Here is a 13,293-nt window from a genome sequence, read left to right as displayed (position 1 = left end):
GGATGCCGCAAGGGCCCCGTCGCCGGCAAGCCGGACTCCCGCCAGGATCGTGTTCAGCTGGGGATGGCGACCAGGCTCAGCAATTGCCCTTCATGCAGGCCGAACTGCGCCTGCAGTTCCGTGCCATTGCACCACTCACTGGACAGATCGGTCAGCAGGCGCAACCGCACCTGTCCGTGGATATCCCATTCGAGCACTTCGGCATGCTCGAAGTAAAAGCGCTTGCGCACCAGCGGGTAGAGCGCCTTGAACAGGCTCTCCTTGACCGAGAAGGTCAGGGTCACCAGCAGGGCGATCTGCTCGGCGGAGCCTGTGGCCATGCGCTGCATCTCGGCCGGGATGAGGATTTCGCCGGCCAGTCGCTCGGCACGCTCGGCGCTCAACAGGTCCTCCAGGTCCATTCCCAGGCCCTGCCAGTGGCGTTTAGACGCAACGATAGCGGCGGCCCGGCCAGTACCGTGAGTGATGGATCCGCTGACATGGGCCGGCCAGATGGGCGCACGGTCCTCACCGATGGCCGGAACGTTGTCGGTACCATCCAGTTGCCGCAGGGCGGCGCGGGCGCAGAGGCGCCCGGCAAGGAATTCGGCCTGGCGCTTGGCCACCGAGCGTTGAATGCTCGCGGGCGGCTCGATGCGGCTACGCGGGAAGTCGTCCGCGGTGAGCTGGGATGGGCTGAACCGGGTGCTGAGAAAGACGCAATGCGGCACCGCCTCGGGCAGTGGCCAGTGGGCGTCGAGGGGCGTGCAGCAGGCGGGCAGAGCGGGGAGGCTATTCATGCCCGGTATTTTGCCGGGTTGGGGCGGGGCTGGGTAGTGTGTGCTCGCCAAGATCGTTGGCAATAAAAAAGCGGCCCGGAAAAACCGGGCCGCCTTTGTTCCTGCAACAAAAGCGCTTACTGCACTTCCACCGCCAGGCTGTCGTGGATCTTCTTCTGCCAGATCGCCGGGCCGGTGATGTGCACCGACTCGCCCTTGGCATCGACCGCTACCGTCACCGGCATGTCCTTGACCTCGAACTCGTAGATCGCTTCCATGCCCAGTTCGGCAAAGGCCACGACCTTGGATTTCTTGATCGCCTGGGCCACCAGGTACGCCGCGCCACCCACGGCCATCAGGTACACGGCCTTGTGGTCCTTGATCGCTTCGATGGCGCTCGGGCCACGCTCGGATTTGCCGATCATGCCGAGCAAGCCGGTCTGGTCGAGGATCTGCCGGGTGAATTTGTCCATGCGCGTGGCGGTGGTCGGACCGGCCGGGCCGACGACTTCGTCACGCACCGGATCAACCGGGCCGACGTAGTAGATAAAGCGACCCTTGAGGTCCACCGGCAAGGTTTCACCCCGGTTGAGCATTTCCACCATGCGCTTGTGCGCGGCGTCGCGACCGGTGAGCATCTTGCCGTTGAGCAGGACGGTTTCGCCCGGCTTCCAGCTCTGCACGTCTTCCGGGGTCAGGGTATCGAGGTTGACGCGACGGGCCGATGGGCCGGCTTCCCAGACAATCTCCGGGTAGGCGTCCAGCGGTGGCGCCTCCAGCGAGGCCGGGCCGGAACCGTCGAGCACGAAATGCGCGTGACGGGTCGCGGCGCAGTTGGGGATCATGCACACCGGCAAGGACGCCGCGTGAGTCGGGTAATCCATGATCTTCACGTCGAGCACGGTGGTCAGGCCACCCAGGCCCTGGGCGCCGATGCCCAGTTGGTTGACCTTCTCGAACAACTCCAGGCGCATTTCTTCGATGCGGTTGGACGGGCCACGTTTTTTCAGCTCGTGGATGTCGATGGATTCCATCAACACTTCCTTGGCCATCACCGCGGCTTTCTCGGCGGTACCGCCGATGCCAATGCCGAGCATGCCCGGCGGGCACCAGCCGGCACCCATGGTCGGCACCGTCTTCAATACCCAGTCGACGATCGAGTCGGAGGGGTTGAGCATGGCCATTTTCGATTTGTTCTCGGAGCCGCCGCCCTTGGCCGCCACGTCCACTTCAACGGTGTTACCCGGAACGATGGAGTAGTGGATGACCGCCGGGGTGTTGTCCTTGGTATTCTTGCGTGCGCCTGCCGGGTCGGCCAGGATCGAGGCGCGCAGGACGTTTTCCGGCAGGTTGTAGGCGCGACGCACGCCTTCGTTGATCATGTCGTCCAGGCCCATGGTGGCACCGTCCCAGCGCACATCCATGCCCACGCGCACGAACACGGTGACAATACCGGTGTCCTGGCAGATCGGCCGGTGGCCGGTGGCGCACATGCGCGAGTTGATCAGGATCTGCGCCATGGAATCGCGGGCCGCCGGCGACTCTTCCCGCAGGTAGGCCTCGTGCATGGCCTGGATGAAGTCCACGGGGTGGTAATAGGAAATGAACTGCAGGGCGTCGGCAACGCTCTGTATCAGGTCGTCTTGCTTGATCACGGTCAAGGGTCGCGCTCCTCTATTAAGACGGGAACATGGAAATAAGGTGTTTGCGACCGGTTTGCATCTGGTCTGTCGGAAACATCTTTTCAGACGCGCCGGGCACGCGTGGCCGGCACAAAATGAGGCGCCGCAGTATAACCCGCCTGCAAGCCCGACACATCCGTCAGTCGTCAAACCAAGGTCGCAGAGGGCATCGGCACCCTTCTTGCGTACTCGCCTATGTAAAGCTGTATGAGTTGCAAAAAATTGAATAGTTATTTTTGAGCCAGATCACTAGAGTGGCAAGTGGCCTGTACGGGAAGGAAATCCCTTGAGCCCTCAGCGCATAGTGAGTCAAAGATTGACCCATAAAGCCATACAGAGTCTGTTACGCAAACGCTTTGCCCTGGCTGCCGGTACTTATCTGCTGGTGCTGTCGCTGCTGTGGGTAGCGATTTTCACCGATCACTATGAGGCCAGCGTAACCACGGGCCTGATCGGCAGTGGCCTGGCGATTCTCAGTCAGGGCGTACTCGGCTGGCTGTTTCTCAGTGGCCACAACCGACGCTTTCGCGATCCCAGCCTGACGGAGCTGCAGGTGCTCATCGGGTTGGCCTGGCAAACCTACCTGATGGCCAACCTCGAACAGGCTCGGGGGACCTTCCTGGTGTTGTATCCGTTGGTGCTGATGTTTGGCATGTTCCACCTGCCGCAACGCAAGTTCGTGCGCAGCGCGGCATTGGCGTTGTTCATTTTTGCCGCGCTCAATCTCTGGGAAGGCTATCACTTCCAGTTGGCGGATCCGGGCCTGGCACTGCTGCAGGTGTGCGTGCTGTTCGTCGTGCTGCTGTGGTTGTGCCTTTACGCCAGTTATGTACAAGCCTCCCGTCAACGCATGCGCCAGCGCCGCTTCGCATTGCAGGCCCACCAGGACACGCTGCGTGGGATGATGCGCCAGTTGGAAGACCTGGTGGCGACCGATGAACTGACCGGGTTGTACAATAGACGGCACTTCCTGCGGTTGGCCTCCCGTGAACTGGAGCTGATGGACGCGGATGTGGTCCATGGCCTGGCCTTGATCGACCTCGATCATTTCAAGCGGATCAACGATATGCATGGGCATGCCGCCGGCGACCAGGTCTTGCAGGCGTTCGCCGCAGTGGCCACGGCCTGTGTGCGCGACGGCGATGTGCTGGCGCGCTACGGTGGAGAAGAATTCGTGTTACTGCTGCCCAATGCCGATCCCGAGCGTCTGACCTCCTGTTGCGAGCGTCTGCGCCTGGCCTTTACCCAGGTGGAACTGGTGGGGGTGGCGGTGAACAACCTGAGCCTGTCGGTGGGCATGACGCTGGTGGGGGTGGCAGACGATCTCGACGATGCCTTGCAGCGCGCCGACCAAGCGCTGTACCGGGCCAAGCGCGACGGCCGCAATCGCTGCTGCGCGGCCTGGGAATACACCGATGCCTGAGCTGCGGGTCGGCGAGTGGGCCTGGTCGGTGGCGGTCGGCAGCAACTTGCTCGATGCCTTGAACCTGGCGGGCATTGCGGTGCCCTACAGTTGCCGGGCGGGCAGTTGCCATGCTTGCCTGGTGCGTTGCGTGCAAGGCGAGCCGCAGGACAACCGCCCCGAGGCCTTGACCTTTGCCCAGCGTGAGCGTGGCTGGCGGCTGGCCTGTCAGTGCCAGGTGCGCGAAGACCTGCAGGTTGAAGTCTTCGATCCGCGCCGTGACGGTCTGGCGGCAACGGTGGCCGAACTCGCTTGGCTGAGCCCGACGGTCCTGCGTCTGCGCCTGCGGCCCGAACGCCCCCTGCGTTACAGCGCTGGCCAGCATCTGGTGCTGTGGACGGAGCAGGGCGTGGCCCGGCCTTATTCGCTGGCCAGCCTGCCCGAAGAAGACCGCTACCTGGAGTTTCACCTCGACTGCCGGCAACCGGGCGCCTTCAGCGATGCAGCCCGCCGGTTCCAGGTCGGCGCGCCGATTCGCCTGGGTGAACTGCGCGGTGGGGCCTTGCATTACGACCCGGACTGGCACGCCCGGCCACTCTGGCTGCTGGCGGCCGGTACCGGGCTGGCGCCGCTATGGGGCGTATTGCGCGAGGCGTTGCGCCAGGGGCATGCAGGACCGATTCGCCTGGTTCACCTGGCCCAGGACGACAGCGAACATTATCTGGCGTCGGGGCTGAGCGAGCTGTCCGCGCAGTTCCCCAACCTGAGCGTTGAATATGTCAGCGCTGCCGAACTGCCGGACTTTCTGGCCAAACTGCGCCTTGTCTCCCGGCAAACCCTGGCGCTGCTTTGTGGCGCCCCAGCGAGTGTCGAGGCGTTGGCGAAACGTCTGTACCTGGCCGGGTTGCCGCGCAATCAACTGCTGGCCGATGTGTTCGTCGCGCACGCCTGAGCGCCGGGCCCTGATGAAAAAGCCCCGCCTCTGGTCAAGAGCGCGGGGCTTTTTTACGGCGCTATAGCGAGGATCAGACCAGCGGGTCGCCCACGTGCAGGATCTTCATGCCGTTGGTGCCACCAATGGTGTGGTAGCTGTCGCCCTTGGTCAGGATGACCCAATCGCCTTGCTCGACCACGCCGCGCTTGAGCAACTCGTCCACGGCAGCCTGGCTGACTTGCTCGGGCGGCAGCGAAGCCGGGTCGAACGGCACGGTGTAGACGCCACGGAACATTGCCGCGCGGGCCTGGGTTTCACGGTGTGGGGAGAACGCGTAGATCGGCACCGAGGAACGAATCCGCGACATGATCAACGGCGTATAACCGCTTTCGGTCAGGGCGATGATCGCCTTGACGCCCGGGAAGTGGTTGGCGGTGTACATGGCCGCCAGCGCGATGCTCTGGTCGCAGCTTTCAAAGACCTTGCCGATGCGGTGGCTGGAGGTCTTGCTGGTCGGGTGCTTTTCCGCGCCGACGCAGATCCGCGCCATGGCTTGCACCGCTTCCAGCGGATAGGCACCGGCGGCGCTTTCGGCCGAGAGCATCACGGCGTCGGTGTAGTCCAGTACGGCGTTGGCTACGTCGGACACTTCGGCGCGGGTCGGCATCGGGTTCTGGATCATCGACTCCATCATCTGGGTGGCGACAATCACTGCCTTGTTGTGGCGGCGCGCATGCAGAATGATTTTCTTCTGGATGCCCACCAGCTCGGCGTCGCCGATTTCCACGCCGAGGTCGCCACGGGCGACCATCACCGCGTCGCTGGCCTTGATCAGGCCGTCGAGGGTTTCGTCGTCGGCCACGGCTTCGGCGCGTTCAATCTTCGCCACCAGCCAGGCGGTACCGCCGGCCTCGTCGCGCAGCTTGCGGGCGTATTCCATGTCGGCGGCGTCGCGCGGGAAGGACACGGCGAGGTAGTCCACTTCCATTTCGGCGGCGAGCTTGATGTCGGCTTTGTCTTTTTCGGTCAGGGCCGGGGCGGTCAGGCCGCCGCCGCGACGGTTGATGCCCTTGTGGTCCGACAGTGGACCGCCGATCGTCACCACGCAGTTCAGCTCGGTGGCGGTCGCGGTTTCAACCCGCATGACCACACGCCCGTCATCGAGCAGCAGTTCGTCGCCGACGCCGCAATCCTTGACCAGGTCCGGGTAGTCGATACCGACGATCTGTTGGTTACCCTCGGTCAGCGGATGGCTGGTAGAGAAGGTGAAATGATCACCGACCTTGAGCTCGATGCGTTTGTTGGCGAACTTGGCGATGCGGATCTTCGGGCCCTGCAGGTCACCCAGCAGCGCGACGAAGCGCCCGTGCTTGGCGGCGAGGTCGCGCACCAGCTTGGCACGAGCCTTGTGCTCGTCGGGAGTACCGTGGGAAAAGTTCAGACGGGCAACGTCCAGGCCAGCGAGGATCAGCTGTTCGAGAACCTCCGGCGAATTGCTGGCCGGGCCCAGTGTGGCGACGATTTTAGTACGACGAACGGACATGCAGAGACTCCTGAGTTCAAGCGCAGCGAAAGGCTACTATGCTCCTCTGCTGTAGTCATTGTTCATTTGCACTACTTTTCAGCGAATGATTTTTTTCGAATAGGTTGTTTGGCGAACACTCTGGAGATTTTCGCCATCGGGTCGATACACTAGCAAGAACAGGAGACCCCCCCATGCGAATTTTGCTCGTTTTAGCCCTGGCAGCCAGTGTGGTCGGTTGCACCCGCTGGTCGATGAACAGTCATCTGAACAATGCCTATCGTTCCTATGATCGCGGCAATTGTGAAGATGTCATGCTGCAATTGTCCCAGGTCGACCGCGAGAGCCGAACCCGACAATATGTCCAGCCGGAAGTGTCGATGCTGCGCGGCCAGTGCCTGGAGCGGCAGAAGCTGTTCGTCGACGCGGCACAGACCTATCAATTCATTATCACGCAGTACCCTTACAGTGAATATGCGTTCCGCGCCCGGGCGCGCCTGGAAACCCTGCGTCAGTTGGGCCATGCGCAGGTTTCGATACCCGCCCAGGCAAGCCCCGCGGCGCTGTGATGAGGGTTGAAAGAGTAACTGGCTCTCTGCCAGCTTTGCGCTAACATTCGAGTGTATGGTTTTAGTTTTATCAATTCTTTCGAGTTGAAAGCCATGGCTCGGTAGAGGTTCTGCGATGGGGCGATTTGCCACTGTCGGCCGAGACCAAGGGAGAGCAGTGCCGTTCGTCTGCTCCGAAGCATTAGCGCAGCCATGCTGAATGGCCTTTATAGCGATTATTGCCATGCTTAGCGACCGTCGAATCGAGCGGCACCAGTTGCCTTATTTCCTGCAAGTGTTCAATCGCAACACCGACAAGCCCATTGGCTACCTGGGCAATGTCTGCGAAGAGGGGCTGATGTTGATCAGTCAGCTGCCGTTGCTGGTGAAGGCCGAGTTCGAGTTGCAACTGAAGCTTCCGCTCAACGATGGCGGCGTGCAATTGATCAATCTGGGCGGCCGCTGCCTGTGGTGTCATGAAGAGACCACCCCGGGTTATTACGACTCGGGGTTCAAGCTGCGCGAGTTGTCCGCGGAGTATCTGCAACTGGTGGCGGCGTTGCAGCACTACTTCAGCTTTCATCCGCTGGAGGCTTCCGCCTAGCGCGGGCCTTCAAGGGACCGGACGGCTACAGGGTTCCGGCTCTTTTCCAGCTCAGGTAGCGGCTGACCAGTTCGGCGCCCAGCTCGCTTGGGCGGGCGTCCAGCACCGGAACGCCATGGGCGCTCAGCCGTTCATGGAGGCTGGCCCGTGCATTCAGATAATCGACCGTGCCGCAGTAGGCCAGTGCTTCGGGCAGGGTTTGCACCGGCGCCTGGCGCAGTTGGTCGAGCACTTCCTCGCGCAGACTGGCTACCAGCACCCGATGTTGCCGACCCAGGCGTTTGACGGCCGTCAGCAGTTCCTCATCGTCGTCATCGCGCAGATTGGTCACCAGCACCACCAGGGCCCGACGTTTCTGCCGGGCCAGCAGCTGGCTGGCCGCGGTCTGGTAATCCGCCGAGCGTTGGCTGCTGTTCAGGTCATAGACGCTGTTGAGCAGCACGTTGAGCTGACCCTGGCCCTTGACCGGGGCGAGAAACCGCGGCTGCTCGCCGGCAAAGGTGCACAACCCCACCGCGTCGCCCTGGCGCAAGGCCACGTAGCTGAGCAACAGGCAGGCATTGAGGGCATGGTCGAAGTGCGCCAGCTCACCGTCCTGGCTGCGCATCCGGCGCCCGCAATCGAGCAGGAAGACAATCTGCTGGTCGCGCTCATCCTGGTATTCCCGGGCAATCGGCGTGCGCTGCCGGGCGGTGGCTTTCCAGTCGATCTGGCGCAGGCTGTCGCCTTCGCGAAATTCGCGCAACTGGTTGAACTCCAGACCCAGGCCGCGACGTTGGCGTCGGCGCACACCGAGTTGGCTGAGCCAGTTGTCGACGGCGAGTAACTGGGCGCCGTAGAGACGGGCGAAATCCGGGTAGACGCGGGTGGCATCGGCCAGCTCCAGGTAGCGTCGTTCGGACCATAGGCCCAGCGGGCTGGGCAGGTTCACTTCGCAACGCGCGTAGCGAAAGTGACCACGGCTCAAGGGGCGCACGCGGTAACCCAGCTCGCCGCGTTCGCCCGCTTGCAGGGTGATGGTTTGGGGCAGGTTGGCGAACGCCAGACCCTCGGGTACATGATCGAAGAGTTGCACCCGCAGGGGACTGGGGTGGTCGTGACTGAGCTCGATGCGCACTTCGCCCCAGCGGCCCAGCGCCAGGCTGCCGGGCAGTTGGCGTTTCAGTCGCGGCGAGGGCAAGCGTTTGAGCCGGGCACCATCGAGCAGGCTCAACAGCAGCAAGGCTAACAGCAGGCCCCAGCCAATCGCGCCGAGGCGTTCGGGCAGCTCGACGCCCAGGGCCTTGAGCGTGCCCAGTCCGATGCCCAGCCCGAACAGGGCGCCCAGCCAGATCAACAGCAGCCGTGAAGGTCTCATGGACGCGGGCGCCTCACTGGCGTGGCGCCGGGACCTGGTCAAGCAGTTGCTTGAGCACCTGGTCGACCGACAGTCCTTCGATATCCAGCTCGGGGGCGATCCGCACCCGATGTCGCAGCACCGCCAGGGCACAACCCTTGATATCGTCCGGGATCACGAATTCGCCGCCGCGCAGCAAGGCCCGGGCTCGCGCGCCGCGGACCAGGGCGATGGAGGCCCGGGGCCCGGCCCCGAGGGTCAGGCCGGGCCAGCTGCGGGTGGCCCGGGCCAGACGCACGGCGTAGTCGAGGACCTGTTCGTCCAGCGGCAACTCGCCGGCGATCCGCTGCAGGGCGAGTACGTCCTTGGCCTGCAACAGGGTACGCAGGGGTTGTACCTCGAGCATGTCGGCCTTGGTCGAGCGGGTGACCTGGCGCACCATGTCCAGCTCCTGCTGGGCCTCGGGGTAGTCCATGCGCAGCTTGAGCATGAAACGGTCCAGTTCGGCTTCGGGCAGCGGATAGGTCCCTTCCTGTTCGATCGGGTTCTGGGTGGCGAGGACCATGAACGGCTGGGCGATGGGCAGCGCGCGGCCTTCGAGGGTGACCTGGCGTTCCTGCATGGCTTCAAGCAGCGCCGCCTGGGTCTTCGCCGGGGCGCGGTTGATTTCGTCGGCCAGCAGCAGATGGGTGAACAGCGGGCCCTTGCGCAGCTTGAACTGTTCGGTCTGCAGGTCATAGACCGCATGGCCGGTGACATCGCTGGGCATCAGGTCGGGCGTGAACTGGATACGCGCGAAGTCGCCGCCGAAGCAGCGCGCGAGGGCCCGCACCAGCAGGGTCTTGCCCAATCCAGGGACGCCTTCGAGCAGCACGTGGCCGCCGGCGATCAGTGCGGTGAGCACGTCGTCGATCACCGTGTCCTGGCCGATCAGTACCTTTTGCAATTCGTGGCGCACGGCCTGGGCCAACTGGCTGGCGCGATGGCGTTGCTGCTGGGCATGGTCCTGGGCGTCGACCGGGCTGGTCGGTTCGGCTTGTTGTTCGCTAGCGGCTTCCGGAGCCCTACTAACTGTTATATGAGTTTTATCTTCCATAAATCAGACGCTTACCTAATCTAACTGTTTTGGTTTTTTTTTACGAGCGGAACGAGTGAGTGACGGGCCGACCTGCGCAATTGCCATTCCATGATAGTCCCCGCTTTTGAGCGCTCGCCAACGGGGGCATTGGCCATAACGGCCCACTTCGGTTTGGGGGCATGCCTCCAAGCGCCAGTTGGCAATGCCCTCCGGATCATCTCCTGATGGTAAGAGCAATGGAAGCCTTGAAGCGGTCCCATGTAGCCGAAGAGCGTCGGATCTAACCCAATCCGTTGCTTGTTCATGCGTTTAAGCTGTAATAAAATTTGCTGGTGGAGCGCGCATGCCGGTGAAGCCGTTCAGGTGAGTGCCCATGCCGCCAGGCAATTTCTGCCTGGTCTTGCCGAAAGCCTCAGGGTGGCGAGATAAGATCGTTAGCTGATCGAAGAGGCCCGGCCTATTTTATTTGTGCACATGAATCGACAATGACTGAAAAAGAGGCCGCAAATGCGGCCTCTTTTTTTATGGTGCGCCAGGCATGGCGCGTTGCGCGCAAGCACAACTAGCTTGGCTGTGCTGGGCTCGTTGGTGACTCGGAGGTGAAAGTCCTCTACACACTTACGTACCTGCCATAAGGAGGTGCTGATGCATTGCTTTTATTCAGTCCGAAGCCTCATTGTTTTGACTGCGCTTCTTGGCTGCTGTTAGATACGCAAAGAAAGCCCAAGGGCCAATGCCCCAAGGAAGTACGGAATCGGCCGAAGCCGCAAAAGTGAAGGGCCAGAAACGGCGAATCCCGCTCTAGGCGGGATTCTCAGCCGTCGATTGCATGCGTTCGACGGGGCAGGACGCTGTTACTTGGCACTGGGCCATCTGACTTTCATCAGAAGCGGGGTGCGATCCGAAGATCCCTGTAACCACCCTGTGATTCACGCCTAGGCGCAGATGAATAGTAGTCAATCCATTATCACTAGGTCAATCATGCTGTCACCTCTTGGATCACCTAGATTCACGCCCGATCATTCCTCTGCCCCCGTTCAGAGCTGGCCCTGACAGCGAATTCATCGGCCAAGCTGGCAGGTGTTGTCATCAGCGCGGGATGACCCAGTTACCGAAATTCCACTGACCCGGCAACTGGGTCAATTCCGCGTCGGTGGCAACAGGACTACTTGGGTTTGCTCCTCCAGGATGTAAACCAAGCGGTCGAACTGCTCAATCAACAGCCCGATAATTTTCCGAGGGACCCCATCAAACCTGGCTTTTCGATCGGTTTTTTGATGCTGCCGTGGCTTGAAATACGGGAAATTGTCACGGACTTCGGTATCAAGCGGGGCGATACCTCGGATACCCGCCATCGCGTGTTTCCCGAAAGGGTTCTTAATGTTGTCAGGTAACTGATAGAGACCCACCAGCTGGATCGGATTGTCGCAAGCTGGGCATACCGCGAATTGCGAAAGCTTGTCCCCACTTCCGCACTGGTACCACGGCTCCCTTCGCAGGGTGTCTGCTTCAAATTCATCCTTGTCTATGGGCTTGCCGCCCGTGTCTTCGACGCGAAGTTTGTACTCATCCATTTCTGCTGAAAACCCATAAAATCAAAGCTTTGCAGATAGTACCCAGCATGGACTCTGGAAAACAGTAGAACGCTTGGGGCTCTCTGCGACTGGCGAAACCACCGCAGGCGCGGGTGTCTTAGCCCAGATTGACATATGGACCCGGTAAAAATCTCAGTTGACATGCAGCTCAACTATGGCATTGTTAATCCACTACTCAGCCCCGTACGCAGCGATTCAGTTCGCTGGCTGTTGGGGTGAAGAAACCGGCCTAGCGCCGGTTTTTTCGTTTCTAAGGACTGAAGATCTTGCGTACAGCGTGCGTTGTAGACAGTTACAACCTGTTTTATGGCCTACTCGCAGGCACACAGTACAAATGGCTCGATCTTCCGTCTTTGCTCGCGCACATTCTGCGCGTCGAGCATCCAGAAAGCTCCCTGGCGTCCGTCAGCTTTTTCACTTCCGGTGGCATCGACTGCTTTTTGCCGAACTAGGACATCGCTATGCTAGTGGATATAGATTTCGCGATAACCAGCAGGGAATTGGGACAGGGCGATGGAACAAATTGAGCAGATACTTGCTACGGTCCATGCGCTTTTGCGCGCAGAGGGCATGAGCGAAGCCGCCGCCATCGTGCGTGAGTATCCCGCGCACATTGAACAGACTGGCTACGACAACTGGAACGGGGGCACAAACATCTGGGATGTGCAGTTCAAGCTGCCTGCGCAGAACTATGCCCGGCTAGGCTCGAAGCGCAGCCAGTTAGAAGAGCAGATTACCGCCCGATTGAGGACGGCCATCGAGCCCGAAACCCAGGACTGGTATTCAGCTAAGATCGTGCCAGCGAGGGAACAACGTACTGACTGGCGATCTGACTCATCAGATGTCCCGCGACAAGTCCGTGTTAACGTCTTGGACGGCCTCCGTCTGGAAAGCGTTGCTTGGTATGGTCAGCTGGACGACGTCGAGTTCTTAAGTCGACTGTTCGACCTTCAGCAACTTCCGTCCACAGACAGCAGGTTCAAAGATGCGGCGGGTGATATCTGGCAGCATCGCTACAACAACGACGACTGGGAAAGCGACTGGGTCTACACTGACAGCCGCTTTCAGCTCATAGACGGGCCGGCGGAACAATTCCTGCGGTTTCTCTGCGAGATCGTGCACCCCATTGTCCGACCTGATCGCGACGAGGCGCTTAAACTGGTGCTCCATTTCAACGATCAGCTTCGATCAGTTGGTTGGGAGATCTATGAAGAGGAGCGCATCGCTGGCCGACCACGCTTTTCGTTCCAACTACATAGCCGGTCGTCCCGAGCTGTGCTGAGAGCCAAGACAGTGGCCGAGGCCTTGGACGCTGGCTGGATGGCGAAGGAAATCGAGCGCCTAGAAAACTCCATCGAGCGTGATCCTGCCCTAGCGATAGGTACCGCAAAGGAGCTCATTGAAACATGTTGCAAGTCAATTCTGACCAAGCGGGGTATCCCCTTTACCAAGTCTGATGATCTCGGCGACCTCACCAAAAAAGTCGCGAAGGAGCTGCAGCTCGTGCCAGAGGGTATAACCGATGCTACGAAGGGAGCGGATAACATTCGCTTGATACTTCGAAATCTCACCCAACTCACGAACAATCTTGCTCAATTACGTGGCCTATACGGCACTGGACACGGTAGGGACGGTCAGCATCGCGGACTTCAGCCGAGGCATGCTCGGCTTGCGGTAGCATCCGCGGTTGCCTTCATCGACTTCGTGTCGGAGACCTTCCGCCACAGAGAAAGCTTGAACCCGTTACGAACGGAGTTTAGCGATCAGCACTAACTCGGAACGTCCACTCCTGGCCGAACGCTGTCTGTGACTAATTGCAGCTCCTGGCCGACTT

At 61.0% G+C, this 13,293-nt stretch carries 10 protein-coding genes and 2 pseudogenes; 6 read left to right on the top strand and 6 right to left on the bottom strand.

Features of this window, described 5'->3' with window-relative positions; translation table 11 throughout:
• Positions 1 to 53: 53 nt before the first annotated feature.
• Positions 54 to 779, bottom strand: a complete 726-nt coding sequence (locus PFEN_RS12885; protein ID WP_191487208.1) for a 4'-phosphopantetheinyl transferase family protein — start codon at positions 777 to 779, stop codon at positions 54 to 56.
• A 116-nt stretch (positions 780 to 895) separates the two neighbouring features.
• On the bottom strand, positions 896 to 2,419 hold the full coding sequence (locus PFEN_RS12880; RefSeq protein WP_191487207.1) for a fumarate hydratase: 1,524 nt from the start codon (positions 2,417 to 2,419) through the stop codon (positions 896 to 898).
• A gap of 337 nt (positions 2,420 to 2,756) precedes the next feature.
• Here PFEN_RS12880 and PFEN_RS12875 point away from each other — a divergent pair, with 337 nt between their 5' ends.
• Together PFEN_RS12875 and PFEN_RS12870 are read left to right on the top strand one after the other, a co-directional pair.
• Positions 2,757 to 3,863: a sensor domain-containing diguanylate cyclase gene (locus PFEN_RS12875; protein WP_191487206.1), complete on the top strand. Its 1,107-nt coding sequence runs from the start codon at positions 2,757 to 2,759 to the stop codon at positions 3,861 to 3,863.
• Positions 3,856 to 4,794, top strand: coding sequence for an iron-sulfur-binding ferredoxin reductase (locus PFEN_RS12870; RefSeq protein WP_191487205.1), 939 nt, complete (start codon positions 3,856 to 3,858; stop codon positions 4,792 to 4,794). The genes PFEN_RS12875 and PFEN_RS12870 overlap by 8 nt, the downstream gene beginning before the upstream one ends.
• Before the next feature lie 73 nt (positions 4,795 to 4,867).
• On the opposite strand, the gene pyk is transcribed toward PFEN_RS12870, so the two are convergent.
• The gene (gene pyk / locus PFEN_RS12865; RefSeq protein ID WP_191487204.1) at positions 4,868 to 6,319 is read right to left on the bottom strand and encodes a pyruvate kinase; all 1,452 of its coding nucleotides are present in this window, start codon (positions 6,317 to 6,319) and stop codon (positions 4,868 to 4,870) included.
• Between the two features lie 173 nt (positions 6,320 to 6,492).
• On the opposite strand from pyk, the gene PFEN_RS12860 reads away from it, so the two are divergent.
• Complete coding sequence (locus PFEN_RS12860) at positions 6,493 to 6,867, top strand: tetratricopeptide repeat protein (protein ID WP_191487203.1); 375 nt, start codon at positions 6,493 to 6,495, stop codon at positions 6,865 to 6,867.
• A 223-nt stretch (positions 6,868 to 7,090) separates the two neighbouring features.
• Positions 7,091 to 7,450 (top strand): PilZ domain-containing protein, encoded by a 360-nt coding sequence (locus PFEN_RS12855; protein WP_191487202.1) that lies wholly within the window; start codon positions 7,091 to 7,093, stop codon positions 7,448 to 7,450.
• Between the two features lie 25 nt (positions 7,451 to 7,475).
• On the opposite strand, the gene PFEN_RS12850 is transcribed toward PFEN_RS12855, so the two are convergent.
• From PFEN_RS12850 to PFEN_RS12840, 3 genes and pseudogenes are all read right to left on the bottom strand, one after another.
• Positions 7,476 to 8,807 carry a DUF58 domain-containing protein gene (locus tag PFEN_RS12850; protein WP_191487201.1) on the bottom strand — a complete coding sequence of 444 codons (1,332 nt, stop codon included), beginning with the start codon at positions 8,805 to 8,807 and terminating at the stop codon, positions 7,476 to 7,478.
• 13 nt (positions 8,808 to 8,820) lie between these two features.
• Positions 8,821 to 9,882, bottom strand: a complete 1,062-nt coding sequence (locus PFEN_RS12845) for an AAA family ATPase (RefSeq protein ID WP_191487200.1) — start codon at positions 9,880 to 9,882, stop codon at positions 8,821 to 8,823.
• A 1,142-nt stretch (positions 9,883 to 11,024) separates the two neighbouring features.
• Positions 11,025 to 11,438: pseudogene (locus PFEN_RS12840) on the bottom strand (hypothetical protein); the annotation flags it as partial.
• 287 nt (positions 11,439 to 11,725) lie between these two features.
• On the opposite strand from PFEN_RS12840, the pseudogene PFEN_RS30620 reads away from it, so the two are divergent.
• Positions 11,726 to 11,884, top strand: a pseudogene (locus tag PFEN_RS30620) (NYN domain-containing protein); the annotation flags it as partial.
• A gap of 88 nt (positions 11,885 to 11,972) precedes the next feature.
• Positions 11,973 to 13,232 (top strand): abortive infection family protein, encoded by a 1,260-nt coding sequence (locus PFEN_RS12835; RefSeq protein WP_191487199.1) that lies wholly within the window; start codon positions 11,973 to 11,975, stop codon positions 13,230 to 13,232.
• Positions 13,233 to 13,293 lie beyond the last annotated feature (61 nt).

Origin of the sequence: Pseudomonas sp. FEN (assembly GCF_904067045.1) — a bacterium.
Classification (GTDB): domain Bacteria; phylum Pseudomonadota; class Gammaproteobacteria; order Pseudomonadales; family Pseudomonadaceae; genus Aquipseudomonas.
The sequence above is the reverse complement of the archived record's forward strand: the minus strand, read 5'-3'. Positions and strand labels throughout refer to the sequence as shown.

Bases quoted from the DNA above. Each gene is read 5' to 3' on its own strand.
- PFEN_RS12885 (WP_191487208.1), bottom strand. From the start codon at position 779: ATGAATAGCCTCCCCGCTCTGCCCGCCTGCTGCACGCCCCTCGACGCC.
- PFEN_RS12870 (WP_191487205.1), top strand. From the start codon at position 3,856: ATGCCTGAGCTGCGGGTCGGCGAGTGGGCCTGGTCGGTGGCGGTCGGC.
- pyk (WP_191487204.1), bottom strand. From the start codon at position 6,319: ATGTCCGTTCGTCGTACTAAAATCGTCGCCACACTGGGCCCGGCCAGC.
- PFEN_RS12860 (WP_191487203.1), top strand. From the start codon at position 6,493: ATGCGAATTTTGCTCGTTTTAGCCCTGGCAGCCAGTGTGGTCGGTTGC.
- PFEN_RS12855 (WP_191487202.1), top strand. From the start codon at position 7,091: ATGCTTAGCGACCGTCGAATCGAGCGGCACCAGTTGCCTTATTTCCTG.
- PFEN_RS12850 (WP_191487201.1), bottom strand. From the start codon at position 8,807: ATGAGACCTTCACGGCTGCTGTTGATCTGGCTGGGCGCCCTGTTCGGG.
- PFEN_RS12845 (WP_191487200.1), bottom strand. From the start codon at position 9,882: ATGGAAGATAAAACTCATATAACAGTTAGTAGGGCTCCGGAAGCCGCT.
- PFEN_RS12835 (WP_191487199.1), top strand. From the start codon at position 11,973: ATGGAACAAATTGAGCAGATACTTGCTACGGTCCATGCGCTTTTGCGC.